The following is an 18,851-nucleotide window of genomic DNA, read 5'->3' as shown; positions in this document are numbered from 1 at the left end:
CGATGCCGGTCGCGCTGGAGCCGTCCGTCCGGCTGACGCGGCGGCGGCGGGCCGGGGCCCGCGCCGCGGTGGGCGCCGCCCGGCTGATCGCGGCGCTGCCGCCGCGCCGGCTGCGCCGCGTCCTCGCCTTCCTGCGGCGGGGCGCGCGTCCCGCGTCGGGGGAGGAGGCGCTCGCGGCGCGGCAGGCGGTGGTGACGGTGAGCGTCCAGTGCGCCGGGCAGGGCTGCCTGCAGCGGTCCCTCGCGACGGTGCTGCTGTGCCGCGCGGGCGGGACGTGGCCGGACTGGTGCACGGGCGTCCGGTTGGAGCCGTTCCGCGCCCACGCCTGGGTGGAGGCCGGCGGGGCGCCGGTCGGCGAGCGCGCCGAGGTGCTGGCGTTCGCCAAGACGATGGTGGTCGCGGCGCCCGGCAGCGCGCAGGCGGACCGATGACGGACCTGGTCCTGCTCGCCTGCCGGGCGCTGATCCTCACCGTGTTCGCCGCCGCGTTCGTCGGGAAGGCGCGCAGCGCGTCGCGGTTCCGCGGGTTCACCGGGTCGATCCGGCAACTCGCGATCCTGCCGGAGCGGGTCGCGGTCCCGGCGGGCGCGCTGGTCGTCGCGGGCGAGGGGACGGCGGTCGTGCTGCTGGCGCTGCCGGCCGCGGCCCGCGCCGGGTTCGCGCTGGCGTCCGCCCTGCTCGTGCTGTTCATCGGCATCGTGGTGCGCGCCGTCCGCGGCGGCGTCTTCGCCGAATGCCGCTGCTTCGGGTCGAAGGGCTCGGTGATGGGGCAGGCGATGATCGTCCGGAACCTGCTGCTGCTCGCCGCCGCGCTGCCCGGCGCCGTCGCGGGCGCGCCCGTCCCGGTCGGCCGGCCGGTGGGGGCGGCGGCCGCGGTCGCCGCCGGGGCGGTCGGCGCGTGGGCCTTCACCCGCTGGTACGACCGGATCGTCGCGGCGCTGATGAAGCGGCTGGTCGCCCCGGCCCGGAACGCGGGCTGACCCGGTGTCCGACCGTGCGGCGGATCACGCGATCGAGGCCGCGGGCGTCAGCAAGTGGTTCGGGCCGGTCCAGGCGCTGGACGGGGTGACGGTCGCCGCGCGGCCCGGCTCGGTGCTCGGGCTGCTCGGCCACAACGGCGCCGGGAAGACCACGCTGGTCAACGTGCTCGCCACGCTGTGCCGGCCGGCCGCCGGCACCGCCCGCGTCGCCGGGTACGACGTCGTCCGGCAGCCCCGCGAGGTGCGCCGCAGGATCGCGCTGACCGGGCAGTTCGCGGCCGTCGACGAGCAGATCTCCGGCCGCGACAACCTGGTGCTGGTCGCGCGGCTGCGCGGGACGGGGCGGCGCGCCGCGCTCCGCCGCGCCGCCGAGCTGCTGGAGACGTTCGACCTGGCCGGCGCGGCCGACCGGCCGGTGCGCGGCTACTCCGGCGGGATGCGGCGCCGCCTCGACCTCGCGGCCAGCCTGACGGGCCGCCCCGAGGTGCTGTTCCTCGACGAGCCCACCACCGGCCTGGACCCGGCCGCCCGCCTCGCGACCTGGGCGATCGTCGAGGATCTCGTCCGGGACGGGACGACCGTCGTGCTCACCACCCAGTACCTCGACGAGGCGGACCGGCTCGCCGACACCATCACCGTGCTCGCCGACGGCCGGGTCGTCGCGGCCGGCGCGCCCGCCGACCTGAAGGCCCGCGTCGGCGGGCGCACCGCCACCGCGCGGTTCTCCGGCCGGGACGCCGCACGGGCCGCCGCCCGCGCGCTCCGCCTGGAGGGGCTCGGCCCCGAGTACGACCCTCGCCGCGACGTCCTCGCCGTCCCGCTGGCGGGCCCCCGCGATCTCGCGGTCGTCGCGCGGACGCTGGACGCCGAGGTCGCGGGCGACTACGAGCTGGCCGTGACGGCGCCGACCCTCGACGACGTGTACCTGTCGCTGACCGGCCCCCGCCGCACGGACGCGGCGGCGGGGGACACGGCGGCGGGGGACGCGGCGGCGGGGGACGCGTCGTGACGGTCGGCGCGCCCGCCCGGGACACCGCCCGCACGGCACCCCCGCAGGACGCCGGGATCTGGACGCAGCTGCGGGTCCTCACCGGGCGGTCGCTGCGCGCGCTCGTCCTCGACCCCCGGCTCGTCGTCGCGAGCATGCTCGGGCCGCTGCTGATGCTCGGCACGTTCAGCCAGCTGTTCGGCAGCGTCGCGCGGGCGCCCGGCTTCCCGCCCGGCGTCCGCTACGTCGACTTCCTCGTCCCGGCGATCATGGTGACGTCGGCGATGCAGGCGGCGCTGAACACCGCGGTCGGGCTCACCCAGGAGATGCGCAACGGGATCATCGCCCGGTTCCGGTCGATGCCGATCTGGCCTGGGGCGGTGCTGCTCGCGCGCAGCGCCGCCGACACCGTCCGCTGCGCGCTCCAGCAACTGCTGCTGCTCGTCCTCGCGGCGGCGCTGCTGGGGTTCCGCCCGGCCGGCGGGCCGCTCGGCGCGCTCGGCGCCGCGGCGCTCGCGCTCGCGGTCGGCTGCTGCCTCGGCTGGATCTTCATCGCCATCGCCTGCTGGATCCGCAACACCGAGCTGGTGCAGAGCGTCGCGGGCCTGGCGACGTTCCCGCTGATCTTCGCCTCCGAGGCGTTCGTCCCGGCGAGCGCGCTGCCCGGCTGGCTGCGCGCGGTCGTCGCCGCCAACCCCGCCACCTACGGGATCCGGGCGGCGCGCGCCCTCGCGCTCGGCGGCCCCGCACTCGCCGACGCGGTCACCGCCCTCGCGGTCAGCGCGGCCGTCGGCGCCGCCGCGGCCGCGCTCGCGATCCGGGGCTTCCGGCGCGGCATCTGAGCCGCGCCGGACGCATAGAGTTTCCGGAGTGGGGGAGAAGACCGGCGTCCCGGCGGAGGGGCGCGGATGAACGACGAACGGCACCGCAGGTCCGCGGCGTCGGCATCGCCGCCGGCACCGCCCCTGCTCAGAGCGGCCGCGGCGTGGTCCTGGCGGCTGATCGCCATCGGCGCGGTCGGCTACGGCCTGGTGTGGATCATCGGCACGCTGAAGATCGTCTTCCTGCCGTGCGCGATCGCGCTGTTCCTGTGCGCGCTGCTGCGCCCGCTCACCGCCCGGCTCGAACGGGCCGGGCTGCCGTCCCTCGCCGCAACCTGGATCACCATGCTGATCGCCCTCGCGGTGCTCGGCGGGATCGGCACGTTCGTCGGGATCCAGGCGAACCAGGAGTTCCCCAAGCTCGCCACCGAGGTGCAGGCCACCGCCCGCTCCCTGCAGCACTGGCTGGAGACCGGCCCGCTGCACGTCAAGCACTCCCAGATCCAGAACTCCATCGACCAGGGCATCAACTACCTGGAGAAGCGGCGCGGCAAGCTCGCGAACACCGCGGTGCAGGCGGGCGCGGTCACCCTCGAGGTGCTCGCCGCCCTCGTGCTGATGCTGTTCATCACGTTCTTCCTGCTCAAGGACGGCGCCCGGATCTGGGACTGGACGATCGGCGGGACGGGCCGCTACCGCCCCCGCATCGACCGGGCCGGCCGCGCCGCCTGGGAGACGCTGTCGCAGTACGTGCACGGCACCGTCATGGTCGCCGCGATCCACGCCGTCGTGCTGGCGGTCGTGCTGGCCGTCCTCGGCGTCCCGCTGGTCGCGCCACTCGCCGTGGTGATCTTCCTGGGGAGCTTCATCCCGATCGTCGGGATCCTGGTCGGCGGCGCGCTCGCGGTCGCCGTCGCGTTCGCCGCCAAGGGCGGCCTCATCGCGCTGATCTTCCTCGGCGTGCTGATCATCGAGCACCAGGCCGAGAGCCACCTGCTGCAGCCGCTGCTGGTCGGACGGCTCGTCCGGCTCCACCCGCTCGCCATCATCCTGGCGATCAGCGTTGGCGGGATCGTCGGCGGCATCCCCGGGGCGGCCGTCGCGGTGCCGGTCGCGGCGGTCGTGTACCGGGCCTGGCCCGCCCTGCGTGACCCGCCCGAGGAACTGCCTCCCGACGTCGCCGCCGCCACCGAACCGCCCGGAGGCGACAAGCCCCCCGGAGACGACGAGCGCGCCGGGGGCGACGAGCGCGCCGGGGGCGACGAGCGCGCCGGGGAGGACGAGCGCGCGGGGGGCGACGAGCGCGAGCGGCCGCCGGAAGGCGAAAACGACGGCGACGGCTCCGGCGGGAAGGCGGGCCGCGGGGGAGCGGACGACTGACCGTCCGCCCCGACCGTCCGCCCGACCAGCCCTTCCGCCGCGCGCCCGCCTTCGAATGGCGCGGCGGCGCCCGGGTAGTGCGGCTGCATGGCATTTCCCACGCCCAGGCGGGCCGTCATCCTCCCCGGCCTGGCCGTGGTCGCCGCCGCCACCGACGTCGTGAGCTACCTCGGGCTCGGGCACGTCTTCACCGGGAACATGACGGGGAACACCGCGCTGCTCGGCATCGGCATCGCCACCGGCAAGGCCGGCGCCGCGCTGCGGTCGCTCTGCGCGCTCGGCGCCTTCGTCCTCGGCGCGTCCGCGAGCGGGCTCCTGCCGTCCGGGCGGCGGCTCCTCGCGTCCTGCCTGGCGATCGAGCTGGTGCCGCTGGCCGCGTGGTTCGGCTGGTGGGCGGCGCTCGGCGGACCGGCGCACAGCGCGCCGAGGTTCGGCTTCATCGCGCTCGCCGGCGTGGCGATGGGCCTCCAGGCCGGGGCGGTGACGCGGCTGGGGGTGTCCGGCGTGACGACCGTCTTCATCACGGGAACCATGACGTCGCTCGTCGTCGATCTGAGCACCCGCCTGCACGGCGCCGGGCTGCGGCGCCAGAGCCGCCTCGGGCATGTCCTCCAGGCGCTCGTCCTCGCGTCCTTCCTGGCCGGTGCGGTGGCCACCGGGTTCACGTCCAACGGAGAAGGGGCCGGGGCGGTGCTCATCCCGCTGGCGATGCTCGCGATCGTGGTCCCGGCGGCGTACGTGCTCCCGCCGGAGGACGAGTCCGCCGCGGACTGAACCGGCGGACGCGATGATTTCCGGCGCCGCCGTACGTCATCACCGTCATGGAATGGAAACTGGAAGTCGTGCCGGTGCCCGTCTCCGACGTGGACCGGGCCAAGGCGTTCTACGGGGAGCAGGTCGGTTTCGCGGTCGACCTCGACCGGACCGTCCCCGGCGGGATGCGGATCGTCCAGCTCACCCCGCCCGGTTCCGGGTGCTCGATCCATCTGGTCACCGGTGGCGCGCCGGGGAGCCTCAGCGGGCTGACCCTGGTCGTCTCCGACGTCGTCGCGGCGCACAAGGAGCTGGCCGGACGGGGCGTGCCGGTCGGCGACGTCGTGCACTTCGACAACGGCGTGCAGGTCAAGGGGCCGGGGACGGAGCCGTGGAGCACCATGGCGTTCTTCGCCGACCCGGACGGCAACGCGTGGGTGCTCCAGGAGCGTCCGCGGGGGGCCGGTGGACAGGACGGGGTGTAAGCGAGCAATTATTAGCTGAGCGGCACACCACCCGACATGCGCCGCCGGCGCGGAACACCCTGGGAGGATCCATGGCGATCGCCATCGGCGAGGAGCATCGCGAACTGGCGCGGACGGCGCGCGCTTTCCTGCGCGACCATGACGCGCGCGCCGCGAACCGCGCGCTGCTGGAGGCCGGCGAGGAGACGCTCCCGGCGTTCTGGAAGGAGTTCGCCGGTCTTGGGCTCCTCGGCCTGCACCTGCCGGAGGAGCACGGCGGCGGCGGGTACGGGCTCCCGGAGCTCGTGGTCGTCGCGGAGGAGATCGGCCGCGCCGTCGCCCCGGGGCCGCTCGTCCCGACCATGGCCGCGTCGGCGGTGATCGCCGCGCGCGGGAGCGACGAGCAGCGCGCGCGGCTGCTGCCGGACCTCGCGTCCGGCGAGGTCCCGGCCGCCCTCGGCCTGGACGGCTCGGTGACCGTGGACGGCGGCACCGCGTCCGGCGAGGCCGTGGTGCTCGGCGGCGGCCTCGCCGGCCTGCTGCTGCTGACCGCCGGCGACGACGTGGTGATCGTCCGGCCGGACGCGGAAGGCGTGACGGTCGAGGTGCCCGCGAACCTCGACCCGTCCCGCCGCGCCGCCCGCGTCCGGCTCGACGGGGCGTCCGTGGAGGTCGTCGGGGGCGCCGCCGCCCACGCCACCGCGATCGCCCGCGCCCTCTACTCCGCCGAGGCCGTCGGCGGCGCGCTGGAGTGCGTCGAGTCGGCCACCGAGTACGCGAAGGTCCGGCAGCAGTTCGGCCGCACGATCGGCACGTTCCAAGCCGTGAAGCACCACTGCGCGAACATGCTCGTGGCCGCCGAGCTGGGCACCGCCGCCGTGTGGGACGCGGCGCGCGCCGCGTCCGGGCCGTCCGACCAGTTCGAGCTGGCCGCCGCGATCGCCGCGACGCTCGCCGTCCCGGCGTTCCTCGACGACTCCGGGCTGAACATCCAGGTGCACGGCGGCATCGGCTTCACCTGGGAGCACGACGCGCACCTGCTGATGCGCCGCGCCGCCGCCATCGAGGCCGTCGTCGACCCGGAGGCCGCCGCCCGCGACGTCACCCGCCTGCTCGCCGCCGGCGTCGTCCGCGCCACCGCCCTCGACCTGCCGCCGGAGGCGGAGGCCAAGCGCGCCGAGGTCCGCGGGCTGGCCCGCGAGATCGCCGCGCTGCCCCCCGACGAGCAGCGCCGCCGGCTGATCGAGACCGGCTACGTCCAGCCGCACTGGCCGAAGCCGTGGGGCCTGGAGGCCCCGGCCGGGCTCCAGCTCGTCATCGAGGAGGAGTTCAAGGCCGCCGGCGTGAAGCGCCCGCAGTACGGCATCACGAGCTGGAACATCCTCACCATCATCCAGCACGGCTCCCGGGAGCAGGTCGACCGCTGGGTGCGGCCCGCGCTGCTCGGCGAGGAGATCTGGTGCCAGCTGTTCAGCGAGCCCGAGGCCGGGTCGGACGCCGCGTCGGTGCGGACCCGCGCCGTGAAGACCGACGGCGGCTGGATCGTCAACGGCCAGAAGGTGTGGACGAGCGGCGCCCACTACTGCCGCTGGGGCTTCGCGACCGTCCGCACCGACCCCGACGCCCCCAAGCACGCCGGCGTCACCATGATGGTGATCGACATGGAGCACCCGGGCGTCGAGGTCCGCCCGCTCCGCCAGATCACCGGCGACTCGGAGTTCAACGAGGTGTTCCTCTCCGACGTCTTCGTACCCGACTCCGACGTCGTCGGCACCCCCAACCAGGGCTGGACGGTCGCCCGCGCCACGCTCGGCAACGAGCGCGTCAGCATCGGCGGCGGCGTCGGCGGCTCCTACCAGCTGCCCGACCTGGTGAAACTGTGCACCGAGCACCCGGACCGCGTCCCGGCCGGCGCCGAGCGGGTCGGCGCCCACGAGGCCGAGGCGCAGGCGCTGCGCCTGCTCAACCTGCGCAGCGCCGAGCGCGCCGTCGCGGGCGGCGAGCCCGGCCCCGAGGGCAACATCACCAAGCTCGTCCTCGCCGAGCACGGCCACGCCGCCGCCGCCCTGCTGTCCGCGTTCGCCGGGCCCGACCTGGTGTTCTCCGAGGGCCTCGGCATGGTCGCCGGACGGATGCGGCTCGGCTCGCGCGGCATGTCCATCGCGGGCGGCACGTCCGAGATCACCCGCAACCAGATCGCCGAGCGGATCCTCCGCCTGCCCCGCGACCCGCTCATCAAGTGACCGCGGCCCGGGGGTTCCGGGAGCCCGGAACCCCCGGCGCCGTCAGGCGCGCTTGAGGAAGATCGGGTTGGTGAGCGCCGCCATCAGGCCCCACACCAGGGCCGGTCCCATCGTGTTGCCCTTGCCGGGACTGCCGTCGGCCATCGGGTGGCGGACCTCCGCCCGCACGTACGCCGTGAGCGACGTCGTCGTCCGCCACACCACGGTGCCCTTCCCGGAGGCCGGAAGCGACTCCTGGTGCATCTGGCCCTCGTCGGTGATGAACCGGACGGTGCCGTTCGGCACCCCGGACACCTCCAGCCGCACGTCGACGGGCGCGTCGGCCTTCGCGGTGAGCGTGTCCGCGATGCCCGCCTCCCGCCCTCCGGCGGTCGCGGTGAACGCCAGGTCCACCGCCGACGACTCGGTGATCCAGCTGCGCCCGGCGCGGATCCCGTCCAGGACGGCGCCGGTGCTCAGCTCGTCGGCGTGCACGACGGTGTGCGGCAGCCCAATGACCTGCGGTTCGCTGTGCGCGTCGCTGTTGCCCATCGCGGGCAGCCAGCCCTTGCCCGCGCGCACCGCCTCACCGAGCCTGGCGTCCCAGGTGTCGACCGCGGACTCGTCGTCATACGTCCACGGACCGTTCCACACCTCGACCGCGTCGGCCTCGTCGTAGCCGAACTTCCACTGGCAGGCGACGTAGGGGCAGTACGGGTGGGCGGGCACGACGGCGCCGCCGGAACGGCGCACCTGCCGGGCGAACCGGGCGAAGCCGTCGTCCCGGGCGCGGTAGCGCCAGTCGATCCACTCCCCGGCGGGCAGGCCGAGCGCCAGCCAGTGGCCGTTGCGGGTGGTGACCTCCTCGCCGGTGATGATGAGCAGGTCGTCCCCGGCGAACTCGCCCCAGACGCCGTGGGACGAGGAGGTGTTGTGGTCGGTGGACACCATGAAGTCGAGCCCGGCCGCCCGCGCCCCGGCCGCCACCTCGGACGGGAGCCGCCGGCCGTCGGAGTGGACGGTGTGCAGGTGCCCGTCGCCCCGGTACCAGGCCCGCCCGCGCCCCTTCGCCTTCGCGGGCGGGTACTTCGGCGCGAACGGCGCGCCGTCCCTGCCGTACGTCAGCGTGATCTTGACCTGGTAGTCCATGCCCTGCGGCGCGACCTGGTACGGGCCGAGGACGACGTTCCAGGTCCCGGCGCCGATCGGGCCGGGAAGGTAGCCGGGCGTGGCCTCCGCGGCGCTGATCTCGAACGAGGTCCGGAAGCCCCCGGACCAGCCGCGGAAGCCCTTCCCGCCCACCTTCGTGCCGCGCTGGTCGAAGATGCCGATGTCGCACGAGTTGCCGGGCGTGCCCGCCGGGACGGCCGGCCTGTCGTAGGAGTACTCGACCGCGATCTTCTGCACGCCCTTCGGCACCTCGACGGGCAGGTACACGAAGTCGGCGGCACCGGTCTCCAGGTGCCCGGTGACGGTACGGCTGACCTCCCCTCCGGGAGGCGCCGCCGCAGCCCGCGCCTGGGGGAAGGAGACGGGGACCAGGGTCAGCGCCGCTCCCGTCGCCGCCGCCATCAGCAGCCGCCGCCGGTCCAGGGTGTGCGCGCCGTCGTCGGCCGGCAGCGCGGCGGCGTGCCGCTCGCATCGTCCATCAAGGCACATGGGCATCCTCACCGAGAAGGGAAAAACCCCTGCATGCTCGGCCGCCCCGCCGAAGCCCAGATGATCGTCCGATTTCCCGCAGCCGTCGCCGACATGACGAATCCCTCGCTCAGGACGGGTCGAGCACCGCGAAGACGACCTTGCCCGCACCCCCGCCGACCGGCCGCACTCCCCAGCACTGGCAGAACCGCGGCTTCCTGGAGCGCCGCAGCCGTCGATCATGCGTGGTCGGCGGCGGTCCAGTGGCAACGGATGTGCGGCGCGAGTTCGGCTGCGCGTTCGTGTGGGAAGAAGAGCTTTCCGCCGGTGATCTCGACGACGTCGCGGGCACCCGGGATGGCGTCGTGCAGCCAGCGCGCCCACTTCACGTCGAAGAACTCGTCGTCGGTCGCCCAGGCGATCAAGGTGGGGGCGCGCAGTGCCCGCAGGGCCGGCTCGGCGGCGAGCAGGTCGTCCGGGCCGAGCCGGGCGACCAGTTCCTGGAAACGCGCGGCGGCCGCCGGGGTTCCCATGACCGGCTGGAGGAAAGCATCGACCAGCTCTGGGGTCAGATACCGCTGGTCCTGGTAGCCGGTGCTGAAGATCGCGCGGGCGGCGGCGGGGTCGGCGACGAGGTCCGGGGCCGCGGCGGCGAGTTGGCCGGCGCGGGCCGCCTCGACGGTGGCCGCCATGGCGGCCGGCGGGATGTTGTCCTGTGTCTCGCAGTTGGTCAGCGTCAGCGTGCGGATCAGTTCGGGGTGGCGGGCGGCGAACACCTGGGCGATCGCGCCACCGGTGTCATGGCCGACGAGGTCCACTTGGTCGAGGGACAGGTGCGCGCAGACGTCCGCGAGGGTGTCGGCGAACGCGCCGACGGTGAGCGGGTGTTCGGGTGCTGCCGGGCTCTGGCCGTGCAGCGGAAGGTCGATGGCGATGCAGCGCCGTGTGTCGGCGAGCAGGGGAATCAGGTCGTGCCAGATATAGGCGTTGGTGGCGACTCCGTGGACGAAGAGCGCCGCCGGCCCGGTGCCGATCTCCACATGGCTCAGCGTCCCGGACGGGGTGCGCACGGTGTGCCGGTGATCGTCGTATCCGGCCAGGTACATGCTGCCTCCGTGGTCGTAGGGTGAACAGCGACAACCCAGGAAACCGACTGTCGGTCTAGAAGTTATAAACCGACTGTCGGTTTGTCAACGGAGGTAACGCATGGACCGACGCCTTGACCGCGGGCAGGCGACCCGGCAGCGCCTGATCGAGGTGGCCACGGAGCTGTTCGCCGACCGGGGCTACGAGGGCACTTCGATCGAGGCCGTCCTCGAGCGCGCCGGGGTGAGCCGCGGATCGCTGTACCACCACTTCCGGGGCAAGGACCGTCTGTTCGAGGCGGTGGTGGAGGCGGTCCACGCGAAGGTGGGGGAAGCCACCCTCGCCGCCGCCCGGGCGAGCGGGGCGACCGAGGCGCACGGCCTGCTCAAGGCGGCGGAGCTGGCCTGGATCCGGCTCGCGGGCGACGCGGTCGTGCGCCGGATCCTGCTGATCGACGCGCCCACCGTGCTGGGCTGGCGTCGCTGGCGCGCCATCGAGGAGCAGTACGGGCTGGGGATGCTCAAAGCCGTCCTGCAGGAGGCCGCCGACGCCGGACGCGTTCCGGCGCAGCTCGTCGAACCGTTCGCGCACATCCTGCTGGCCGCCGGCAACGAGATGGCGTTGGTCATCGCCTTGGCCGACGACATAGCGGCCGCTCAGAACACCGCGGAGATCGCCGTCGAGGAGTTTCTCAATCGCCTCTTGCAGCCGACCGAACCAAGTGAGCCTCCGGTCAGACCTTCCACGTCCGGCTCCGCCAAGACCACATCGGCGCCAGGCTGGAGCCGGGAATGACCTCGGCGGAGCATACCGAGCCGGTGGCCGACAGGGGCGATCGCCATTCGACCCGCGACCGCTCCGCCCAATTGTGGGCGACGGCATCACCGAAACGGCCCGCACTCCGATCACGGGGGCATCGAATCGTTCTGGGGCTGAATGCAGATCGAACTGCTCAACGGGCAGCGATAGCGCACCGCCAACGCCGTACCGCCTCCGGACCTTGACGGTCATCAGCGTGACGCTCTGTACCTGCGGATAGGCCGCGGATGATCTGCCCGCGATCCGAGGCTGATCAGCGAGGGGTGAGCGCTAGCCGTGCGGCGAAACCGACCAAGACGCTTCCAGTAAGAGCTTCAAGAACACGGCGAACTGCCGAACGCCGGAGCGTGTCCTTGGCCTTGTCGATAACCAGGCTGTAGAGCCAGCCAGACGAAGGCCAGCAGCAGAGCATCGCGGCCAGTGCCCCGCCGTCCACGGAGGCGAACTGAGGCAGCAGGCTCATAAAGAACGCCGCCATCTTCGGATTGGCGAGGTCGTTGATCAGCCCTTGGCGCAGTGCCCGTCCCGCCGAGAGCCGCGACCGTCCATCCTGCCGCTCCCCACCATGCCTCTGGCCACGCCAGGCCCTCCACAACGATTGCCCTCCCAGCCAGAGCAGGCAAGCCGTACCGGCGATCTTCAAAGCCCAAAAGGCCGGCTGGGAGGCGTGGACGAGGCCGGCCAGGCCGAGCGCGGCGGCAACCGTCCAGGCCGCCTGGCCGAGGAAAACCCAGCAGCGGTCCAGACGCCCGTACGGCACCCGCCGCCCACGGCGTTACGAACGGTCAGGGCGGTGTCGAGGCCGGGAGTGCAGATCACCGCGACCGACACCTCGCACGAAATCGATCAGTTAAGTGAGCATCTTCCAAATCGAGTGCGAGTGAGCCAGTTCAGAAGGTGGACTGCCAAGGCGGTATTAGAGGCTCTGAGGCCGCCCGGACGCTGACGGAGTCGATGGCGCATGCGCAGTTCGCCGGCCGCGCCCAGTTCGTCCAGGATGATGCGGTGCATCTTGGCCCATACCCGCGCCTGGGTCCACTCGGTGAACCGGCGGTGCACCGTCTGCCAGAACGCACCCAAGATCGGCGGGAGTTGCCTTCAGGTGCGGGCCGGTGGTCGCCACGAACACGATCGCGGCCAGCACGTTGCGGTCGTCGGCCCGGCGTCGTCCGCCGCCCTGCGGCCGGACCGGCGCAGGTGGCGCCACCTGCTGGAACAACTCCCACAGCTCGTCGGGAACCAGCCTCTCGTTGAAGCTCGCCACAACCGAGCCATGTCTCTGCAAAGCGTCCATTGGCGTAAGAGCAGCTACAGCACCTCCAGCGGCGGCAACTGCATCGAGCTGGCGCGGCTGTCGTGGCGCAAAAGCACACGCAGTGGCGAGAACGGTGGCAACTGCGTGGAGCTGGCGGGGCTCTCATGGCGCAAGAGCAACCACAGCGGCTCCGATGGCGGGGATTGCGCTGAGTTGGCGGACGCGGCCGGGCGGTGGTGGACGTGGCCCGTCCTGCTGGTGACGCATGCGGCTCTGCGTGACGCCGTGAACTTCGCCCACGCGACCCGCTGACCCCCGATTTCGTCTCCACCTTCCACAGGGCGAGTCGTGGCGAGCCGTCCACCCAACCCCGGTCCGGGACGGCAAGGAATCGGACGGGGCCGTTCTGTTGGTCACCCGCGCTGCCTCGCGCGGTGCGGTGAACTCTGCCCGCGCGATCCTCAACCGTCTCCCGCCGCGCCGCGAGGCTGAGTCGCGGCGGGCCGTCCGCCTACCCCTGGACGGCCCGCCGCGCGCCACGGAGGGCGTGCGTCGCCTTGCTGTGACGGTCTGGACCCTGCCTTCGGACGCTGGATGGCTTTCGGTGCGAGCCCGGATCGTGACACCGCGTTCCCGCGCTGGCGCTGGAGCCACCCCTGGAAGCGCCCAGGGGCGTAGAACAGCTACCGGCGCTGCATCGGCGTGCCGGGTGCCGGTGTGGCGTCGGACATGATCGTTATGCGGCCCAGCCGAGGGCCGAACCGGGTGGCCCGATGCTGCCTGGTGGCCCGGTCCCGGTTGTGGATCTTCTGGCGTCGGCTGGTGGGAGTAGCCGGTAGATGTATCGCCCGTCTTGATCTTTGGTGATCTGGATCTTGTCGGGGCTGGTGTGTTTGAAGCGGTTGTGCCATCCGCAGGTGAGGGTGAGCTGGTCGATGTCGGTGGGGCTATTGCCGAGTGCCCACCCATGGACGTGGTCGACCTCGCACAGTGTGCCGGGGACCTCGCAGCCCCGCACGGCGCATGAGGGGTAGAGCGTCTCCAGGACTTGGCGTTGTGCTGGGGAGGCGAATCGTTCGCGGTAGCCCAGGTACAGCGGGGTGTTTCCGCGCCCAAGTAGGAGGGGTGAGACTCCGGCGGAGAGGGCGATGCGGCGGGCTTGGGCGGCGGGGATGGGGGTGCCGTCGGTGAGGCGGGCGGGGGCGTTGCCTCCGGTGAGGGTGTCCAGGTCGCAGATGACGGTGACCTTGGAGGCCTTGTGTCCGCCTGAGAGCACGCTGGACAGGGCGGCTGCGGTGCGTTCGGGGAGGTCGCGGCGGTCGTCTGGTCCGGCCGGCTTGGCCAGCGGAGCGAGGGTGCCGTCCCAGATCGCGGCGTCCTCGGGGTTCAGCCAGCCTTTGACGTACCGGCCGCCGTCCAGCGAACGCGTGGTGGTGAGCCAGGACTTGTCGTAGCCGCGCTTGGTGTCCTCGTCGGGGGCGTCTTCGGTGTCGTCGCGTTCGGCGATGAGGTCGCGGATGCGGCGGCCGAACGCGGCTACCTTTCCGGCCGAGAAGCCTTGGTCGACGAAGCCGAGGAGGATTGTCTCGGCTTCAGCGCAGTCGGTGTCGTCCAGGCGGGCGACCGAGTCGGCGACCGTGACGGCGTAGCCGTAGGGCAGGTCGCCGCAGGCGAGCGCGGCTGAAACCTGGGGCAGGCGGTGACGCTGCCGGGCGAGGGTGAGGCGCTCCTTGGCTCGGCTGTCGCGCATGCCCAGCCGCGATCGCAGCCATGCTTGGGTGGAGGGATATCCCCAGCGGGCCTGTTCTCCGGCGGTGTCGACCCGACCGATGAACGATGCCAGCGCGCTTTCCTGCATATCGGATGCGGCCGCGAGGGTTTCGGTGAGTTCAAGGCAGACCGCAGCGGATTCGGGAGCTTCTCGCGATGCGAGTTCAGTGGCGATGGTTGAGAGCGCGTTCACCAGTTCCATGGTGGACGCGGCCTCAAGCTCGACCGTCACTGATTGCATACGTAAATAGTACCCTGTGTGACCGACATTCGAGGCGGTTCAAGGCCGTTCGAGTCATATTCTTCCCGGTATTTATCAGGGCGGGAAAGGCGGCCGCACCACGTGGCCCATTGCTGATCTTCGCGCCTCATGGAAGGTGGAGGTCTCGCCTCTTGGTTCCTGGCGGAAGGGGGTGGTGGGGTGGCGCGACCCGGGGCGGGGCAGGCGGAGCCTGCCCCCATCACCTGCCTAGGGGCCGCAGAGGCTCCGAAGTCAAGGGTGGACGAAGTCCATCGCGAAGCGACGCCGAAGGCGCCCTTGACTTTGGAGGGGCGGCCCCGTACGCAAGCGCCACCCCACCACCCGAACACCCCTTCTCGGTGTTGCTGGAACGCCGATGAGTCCTAAATGATGGCATCGAGCAAATTCAGATCCGCTCTTATTGAAGGGTGTAGTCCGCGTGGCCTAGGCGGCGCTGTCAAGCCCGCGTACGGGTGGGCTTGGTAGCGTCGACGGCCCGCGTTTGAGCAGCTCGACATTTTTGTAGGTGTCAAGCCTGGTCTGCGCCGGTGGAGCCTGCGTGGCGCAGGAGCAATCCACAGTGGCCGGCAATGTCGGCGACTGCATTGAATCAGCGGTCGCGGTGGCGGTCCCGGTGCGGTGCGGTGCGATCGGACTCGGACTCGGACTCGGACTTGGGGTGTGACGACCCGGAGCGGCAAGAGTCCGGATTCTTGAACGTGCGATCCAGATACGGTATTGTGAGCGCATGGCGAGGACCAGGGAGTTCGACACCGAGGCGGCGGTGAGCCGCGCGATGGAGCTGTTCTGGGCGCGCGGATACGAGGCGACCTCGGTGCGCGATCTGACCAGGCATCTCGGGATCGGGCAGGGCTCCCTGTACGCCGCGTTCGGCGACAAGGACGGCCTCTACCGGGCCGCGCTGGACCACTATCGCTCCACCTTCGCGGCGGCCGCCCTGCGGACCCTCGAAGAGGGCGCGGACGCCCGCTCGGCCGTCCGCGCATTGCTGGTCGAGCGGATCCGGATCGCCGTCGAGCACGGCGGCCAGGGCTGCCTCCTGGTCAACGCTGCCACGGAACGCCTGCCCGAGGACCAGCAGACCGGACGCATCGTTCGAGACGTGCTCGGCGCCAACCAGGACGCTCTCGCCGACCTGCTGCGCGCGGCGGCGGAGCGCGGTGAGATCTCGGCGCGGCATGCCCCGCAGACCCTGGCCGCCTTCCTCGTCACGTTCCTCAACGGGCTGCTGGTCTCCTCGAAGGTCACGCCGGACGCCCGCGCCCTCGAACCGCTCGTGGAGGTCGCCCTGACCGCCCTCGACTGATGTCGCATGCCCGCTATCTGGATCGCACGATCCATAAAACGGCGAGTCGGCGTCGATGCCGGGCCGCCGCCACCCGACGCGCTGCATCCGCAGCCATGTGGAATACGCCATGAAAGGGAGAAGAGAATGATGCTTGATCACCAGGGAGAGCCGGTCCGGACGGGCCGTGCCGCCGTCAACGGGACGAGCCTGCACTACCGGACGGCCGGGTCCGGGCCGGCCGTCGTGCTCCTGCACGGCGTCCCGAAGACCGGCTACCACTGGCGGCACCTCGTCCCGAAGCTGACGCCGCGTTACACCGTCGTCGTGCCCGACCTGCGTGGTCTCGGCGACTCGGCGCATCCCGCGGACGGCTACGACTCCGCGACGATGAGCGACGACGTCGCCGCGCTGATGGCCGGTCTCGGGCACGAGACCTACAGCGTGATCGGAGAGGACTGGGGAGCCGTGATCGGCTACCAGCTCGCCGCCCGCCACCGCGACCATGTCAGCGCCCTGGTCTTCGTCGAGGCGCTGTTCCCCGGGTTCGGCTTCGAGGACCACACGGCGCTCACCCCCGAGAACGTCTCGAGCGGCATGCACCTGTGGCACCTGGGCTTCTACTTCCAGCCGGACGTGCCCGAGATGCTCATCGCCGGGCACGAACGGGAGCTGATCACGTACATGATCAAGAGCGAGCGCAGCCGCCCGGACAGCGCCACCGCCGACGCGATCGAGGAGTACGTGCGCTGCTACTCCATGCCCGGAGGCGTCCGCTCGATGCTGGCGATCTATCGGGCGATGCTCGTCGACGCCGAGCAGAACCGGCAGGCCGCACAGAAGAAGCTGGACATCCCCGTGCTGGCGCTCGGCGGCTCGGCCTTCATCGGCGACCGGAACGAGGCTCAGATGCGGCTGTTCGCCGATGACGTCACCGGCCATGTCTTCGACGCCGGACATGACCTCGCCGAAGAGGTGCCCGACGAGATGGCGGAGGTCGTGCTGCCTTTCCTGGCCGCCCGAACGTAGCAGCAAGGCCGCCGCACCCGGACGTAGCGGCAGCACCGCCGCACCCGAACGCCGCACCCGAACGCCGCACCCGAACGCCGCACCCGGACGAAGCACCCGGACGAAGCACCCGGACGCCGCGTCCGGCTTCGGAAGCGAGCGCTCGCGGCGTTCGGGTCTGCCCCGCGTTCGACGTCACGGGGTCGACGTCAGCGGGGCGGGCGGATCGGTTCTGCGGCCGAGCCGCGAGGTGCCGACCAACTGGCGAGGACTTTAAGGCGGTCCTCCGAGGGGGTGCCCGGCTCGGCCGCATAGACGGTCAGGTCGTGCACGGCCCCTTGAGCCAGCGGCAGGTTCAGAGAGCGGAACGCCAACTCCAGGCGGCCGACCTCGGGATGGTCCAGCCGCTTGACGCCCCCGTGGTGGATCCGGACGTCGTGACTGGCCCACATGGTGCGGAATTCGGGGCTGAGCGTGGACAGTTCCCCGACGAGCTCGCGCAAAGCGCGGTCGTGAGGTTCGCGTCCGGCTTCGGCGCGGAGCACGGCGACCGTGGCCTTGGCGCCCTCTTCCCAGTCGACGAAGAAATGGGAAGAAGAGCCGGGGTCGAGGAAGAAATAGCGGGGGAAGTTGGCGCAGCCCCGATCAGCGGTGGTGCCGCTGTCGAACATCGGTGAATAAAGGGCCCTGCAAAGCGCGTTGCTCGCGACGATGTCCAAGCGGCCGTTGCGCACGAAGGCGGGGGCCATGGTCATGGAGTCGACCATCCACTGCACGGAGGAGGGGATCTCGACGTCGTTGCGGCGGCGGCGCCGTGCCGCCCGGCGGGCGGGACGAGCCGCTCTGGCCAGATCCAGCAGGTAGGTGCGCTCGTCCTCGTCGAGCAGCAATGCCCGGGCGACCGCTTCCAGCACGTCCTCGGAGACGCCGCCGATGTGGCCCTTCTCCAGTCGCGTGTACCACTCGGTGCTCACGCCGGCGAGGGCCGCGACCTCCTCGCGCCGCAGTCCCGGCACCCGGCGTCGCCGGCTCGTGGGCAGCCCGACCCGCTCCGGGGCGAGCCTGGCGCGCCGGCTCGTGAGGAAGCCGCGGATTTCCGAGCGGTTGTCGGCGCGGTTGTCAGTCCGGCCGTCAGTCAGGCTGTCGGCGCGGCTGTCAGTCAGGCTGTCGGTCCGGCTGTCGGTGCGATCGCCGCCGTGGCTCTCGGGCGGAAACTCCATTCGTCCACCGTACCCACGGCCCGGACGATAGGGAGGTCGCGCTTGTACCCCCCATAAACGGGACCTTGCTCGCCCCTGACGGCACCGGTTTCGTGGGATCGGCGGTACGGACGGCGCTCCATCACCGCCGTCCGCCGCCCCTCATCCCCATCACCCCTCAGGAGCATGACCATGGCCGGCAAGACCGTACTGATCACCGGCGCGACCAGCGGTATCGGCGCGCACACCGCGCGGCTGCTGCTCGACCGCGGCCACCGCGTGGCCGTCACCGGCCGCGACGAGGGCAGGCTGAAGACCTTCCTGGACGAGACCGGCCACCCCGACCGGCTGCTGGGCATGATCGCGGACGCGGCGGACTGGGAGGCCACCGAGTCGGCCGTGACCCGCACCGTGGAGCGTTTCGGTGCCCTCGACGCGGCGGTGGCCAACGCCGGATTCATGACCGGTGACTCCGTCGGGGCCGGCGATCCGACGTCGTGGGCGCCGATGGTCCTCACCAACGTTCTCGGCCCCGCCCTGCTGGCCCACGCCGCCCTGCCCCACCTCGAGGCCACCAGCGGACGGCTGGTGCTCATCGGCAGCGTCGCCGGGTTGAAGAACTCGCCCGGCAATCTCTATTCGGCCACCAAGTGGGCCACCACCGGACTCGCCGAGAATCTGCGCCTGCACGCCACGACCCGCGGCATCGGCGTCACCCTCGTCAACCCCGGCATGATCGACACGCCCTTCTGGCAGGGCGCCGGCGCTCCGCCCTTCGCGCTGCCTCCCCAGCCCATCGCCGAGGCGGTCTGCCACGCCCTCGACCAGCCGGCGGGCGTCGACCTCAACACCTTGACCATCCGGCCGATCGGTCAGCCCGTCTGACCCGAGAGCGCCCGGCACGAGAGGCGGCGCGGCAGAG

At 72.2% G+C, this 18,851-nt stretch carries 18 protein-coding genes and 1 pseudogene; 13 read left to right on the top strand and 6 right to left on the bottom strand.

Translation table 11 applies throughout. The annotated features are described in order from the left end of the window. Positions 1-2: 2 nt before the first annotated feature. The 8 genes from amrb99_RS09390 (at position 3) to amrb99_RS09355 (ending at position 7,628) form a co-directional block, all read left to right on the top strand. Positions 3-431: a lasso peptide biosynthesis B2 protein gene (locus tag amrb99_RS09390; protein ID WP_190855001.1), complete on the top strand. Its 429-nt coding sequence runs from the start codon at positions 3-5 to the stop codon at positions 429-431. After that, the gene (locus tag amrb99_RS09385; protein WP_190854768.1) at positions 428-979 is read left to right on the top strand and encodes a MauE/DoxX family redox-associated membrane protein; all 552 of its coding nucleotides are present in this window, start codon (positions 428-430) and stop codon (positions 977-979) included. Before amrb99_RS09390 ends, amrb99_RS09385 begins: the two co-directional genes overlap by 4 nt. 4 nt (positions 980-983) lie before the next feature. Beyond that, the gene (locus amrb99_RS09380; protein WP_190854766.1) at positions 984-1,988 is read left to right on the top strand and encodes an ATP-binding cassette domain-containing protein; all 1,005 of its coding nucleotides are present in this window, start codon (positions 984-986) and stop codon (positions 1,986-1,988) included. Beyond that, on the top strand, positions 1,985-2,809 hold the full coding sequence (locus amrb99_RS09375; protein WP_190854764.1) for an ABC transporter permease: 825 nt from the start codon (positions 1,985-1,987) through the stop codon (positions 2,807-2,809). Before amrb99_RS09380 ends, amrb99_RS09375 begins: the two co-directional genes overlap by 4 nt. A 66-nt stretch (positions 2,810-2,875) precedes the next feature. Next, positions 2,876-4,168, top strand: coding sequence for an AI-2E family transporter (locus tag amrb99_RS09370; protein WP_241755395.1), 1,293 nt, complete (start codon positions 2,876-2,878; stop codon positions 4,166-4,168). A gap of 87 nt (positions 4,169-4,255) precedes the next feature. After that, positions 4,256-4,942: a YoaK family protein gene (locus amrb99_RS09365; protein ID WP_190854762.1), complete on the top strand. Its 687-nt coding sequence runs from the start codon at positions 4,256-4,258 to the stop codon at positions 4,940-4,942. A gap of 47 nt (positions 4,943-4,989) precedes the next feature. Beyond that, a complete protein-coding gene (locus amrb99_RS09360; protein ID WP_190854760.1) occupies positions 4,990-5,406 on the top strand; it encodes a VOC family protein in 417 nt (138 codons plus the stop codon). A 71-nt stretch (positions 5,407-5,477) separates the two neighbouring features. Then, positions 5,478-7,628: an acyl-CoA dehydrogenase gene (locus tag amrb99_RS09355; protein ID WP_190854758.1), complete on the top strand. Its 2,151-nt coding sequence runs from the start codon at positions 5,478-5,480 to the stop codon at positions 7,626-7,628. Between the two features lie 42 nt (positions 7,629-7,670). Here amrb99_RS09355 and amrb99_RS09350 read toward each other — a convergent pair whose 3' ends face one another. Continuing rightward, complete coding sequence (locus amrb99_RS09350; RefSeq protein WP_190854756.1) at positions 7,671-9,266, bottom strand: CehA/McbA family metallohydrolase; 1,596 nt, start codon at positions 9,264-9,266, stop codon at positions 7,671-7,673. Positions 9,267-9,484: 218 nt separating this feature from the next. Next, the gene (locus tag amrb99_RS09345) at positions 9,485-10,351 is read right to left on the bottom strand and encodes an alpha/beta hydrolase (protein WP_190854753.1); all 867 of its coding nucleotides are present in this window, start codon (positions 10,349-10,351) and stop codon (positions 9,485-9,487) included. A 100-nt stretch (positions 10,352-10,451) separates the two neighbouring features. Here amrb99_RS09345 and amrb99_RS09340 point away from each other — a divergent pair, with 100 nt between their 5' ends. Beyond that, complete coding sequence (locus tag amrb99_RS09340) at positions 10,452-11,126, top strand: TetR/AcrR family transcriptional regulator (RefSeq protein ID WP_190854751.1); 675 nt, start codon at positions 10,452-10,454, stop codon at positions 11,124-11,126. 277 nt (positions 11,127-11,403) lie between these two features. Here the strand turns inward: amrb99_RS09340 and amrb99_RS09335 are convergent, their stop codons facing one another. Together amrb99_RS09335 and amrb99_RS09330 are read right to left on the bottom strand one after the other, a co-directional pair. Further along, on the bottom strand, positions 11,404-11,910 hold the full coding sequence (locus tag amrb99_RS09335) for a LysE family translocator (RefSeq protein WP_190854744.1): 507 nt from the start codon (positions 11,908-11,910) through the stop codon (positions 11,404-11,406). A 172-nt stretch (positions 11,911-12,082) separates the two neighbouring features. Beyond that, a pseudogene (locus amrb99_RS09330) lies at positions 12,083-12,444 on the bottom strand (transposase); the annotation flags it as partial. On the opposite strand from amrb99_RS09330, the gene amrb99_RS09325 reads away from it, so the two are divergent. Then, a complete protein-coding gene (locus amrb99_RS09325) occupies positions 12,424-12,717 on the top strand; it encodes a DUF397 domain-containing protein (protein ID WP_190854743.1) in 294 nt (97 codons plus the stop codon). The pseudogene amrb99_RS09330 and the gene amrb99_RS09325 sit on opposite strands and share 21 nt — an antisense overlap. A 424-nt stretch (positions 12,718-13,141) precedes the next feature. Here the strand turns inward: amrb99_RS09325 and amrb99_RS09320 are convergent, their stop codons facing one another. Then, complete coding sequence (locus amrb99_RS09320) at positions 13,142-14,416, bottom strand: HNH endonuclease signature motif containing protein (RefSeq protein ID WP_190854742.1); 1,275 nt, start codon at positions 14,414-14,416, stop codon at positions 13,142-13,144. 748 nt (positions 14,417-15,164) lie between these two features. Between amrb99_RS09320 and amrb99_RS09315 the strand changes: the two genes are divergently transcribed. Next, entirely contained in the window at positions 15,165-15,743 is a 579-nt protein-coding gene (locus amrb99_RS09315; RefSeq protein ID WP_190854735.1) for a TetR/AcrR family transcriptional regulator, read from the top strand. Positions 15,744-15,869: 126 nt separating this feature from the next. Continuing rightward, positions 15,870-16,751, top strand: a complete 882-nt coding sequence (locus amrb99_RS09310; RefSeq protein ID WP_190854734.1) for an alpha/beta hydrolase — start codon at positions 15,870-15,872, stop codon at positions 16,749-16,751. A gap of 188 nt (positions 16,752-16,939) precedes the next feature. Here the strand turns inward: amrb99_RS09310 and amrb99_RS09305 are convergent, their stop codons facing one another. Next, positions 16,940-17,950 carry a helix-turn-helix transcriptional regulator gene (locus amrb99_RS09305; protein WP_190854733.1) on the bottom strand — a complete coding sequence of 337 codons (1,011 nt, stop codon included), beginning with the start codon at positions 17,948-17,950 and terminating at the stop codon, positions 16,940-16,942. Positions 17,951-18,121: 171 nt separating this feature from the next. Between amrb99_RS09305 and amrb99_RS09300 the strand changes: the two genes are divergently transcribed. Beyond that, the gene (locus amrb99_RS09300; RefSeq protein WP_190854732.1) at positions 18,122-18,814 is read left to right on the top strand and encodes an SDR family oxidoreductase; all 693 of its coding nucleotides are present in this window, start codon (positions 18,122-18,124) and stop codon (positions 18,812-18,814) included. Positions 18,815-18,851: the final 37 nt, after the last annotated feature.

The sequence above is a fragment of the Actinomadura sp. RB99 genome, from assembly GCF_014706005.1.
GTDB lineage: Bacteria > Actinomycetota > Actinomycetes > Streptosporangiales > Streptosporangiaceae > Spirillospora.
This window is presented reverse-complemented; position numbering and strand designations above follow the sequence as displayed.

Coding starts and splice junctions, on each gene's coding strand:
- amrb99_RS09310 (WP_190854734.1), top strand. CDS start 15,870: ATGATGCTTGATCACCAGGGAGAGCCGGTCCGGACGGGCCGTGCCGCC.
- amrb99_RS09345 (WP_190854753.1), bottom strand. CDS start 10,351: ATGTACCTGGCCGGATACGACGATCACCGGCACACCGTGCGCACCCCG.
- amrb99_RS09390 (WP_190855001.1), top strand. CDS start 3: ATGCCGGTCGCGCTGGAGCCGTCCGTCCGGCTGACGCGGCGGCGGCGG.
- amrb99_RS09385 (WP_190854768.1), top strand. CDS start 428: ATGACGGACCTGGTCCTGCTCGCCTGCCGGGCGCTGATCCTCACCGTG.
- amrb99_RS09355 (WP_190854758.1), top strand. CDS start 5,478: ATGGCGATCGCCATCGGCGAGGAGCATCGCGAACTGGCGCGGACGGCG.
- amrb99_RS09365 (WP_190854762.1), top strand. CDS start 4,256: ATGGCATTTCCCACGCCCAGGCGGGCCGTCATCCTCCCCGGCCTGGCC.
- amrb99_RS09360 (WP_190854760.1), top strand. CDS start 4,990: ATGGAATGGAAACTGGAAGTCGTGCCGGTGCCCGTCTCCGACGTGGAC.
- amrb99_RS09340 (WP_190854751.1), top strand. CDS start 10,452: ATGGACCGACGCCTTGACCGCGGGCAGGCGACCCGGCAGCGCCTGATC.
- amrb99_RS09300 (WP_190854732.1), top strand. CDS start 18,122: ATGGCCGGCAAGACCGTACTGATCACCGGCGCGACCAGCGGTATCGGC.
- amrb99_RS09370 (WP_241755395.1), top strand. CDS start 2,876: ATGAACGACGAACGGCACCGCAGGTCCGCGGCGTCGGCATCGCCGCCG.
- amrb99_RS09315 (WP_190854735.1), top strand. CDS start 15,165: ATGGCGAGGACCAGGGAGTTCGACACCGAGGCGGCGGTGAGCCGCGCG.
- amrb99_RS09320 (WP_190854742.1), bottom strand. CDS start 14,416: ATGCAATCAGTGACGGTCGAGCTTGAGGCCGCGTCCACCATGGAACTG.
- amrb99_RS09305 (WP_190854733.1), bottom strand. CDS start 17,950: ATGGAGTTTCCGCCCGAGAGCCACGGCGGCGATCGCACCGACAGCCGG.
- amrb99_RS09325 (WP_190854743.1), top strand. CDS start 12,424: ATGTCTCTGCAAAGCGTCCATTGGCGTAAGAGCAGCTACAGCACCTCC.
- amrb99_RS09350 (WP_190854756.1), bottom strand. CDS start 9,266: ATGTGCCTTGATGGACGATGCGAGCGGCACGCCGCCGCGCTGCCGGCC.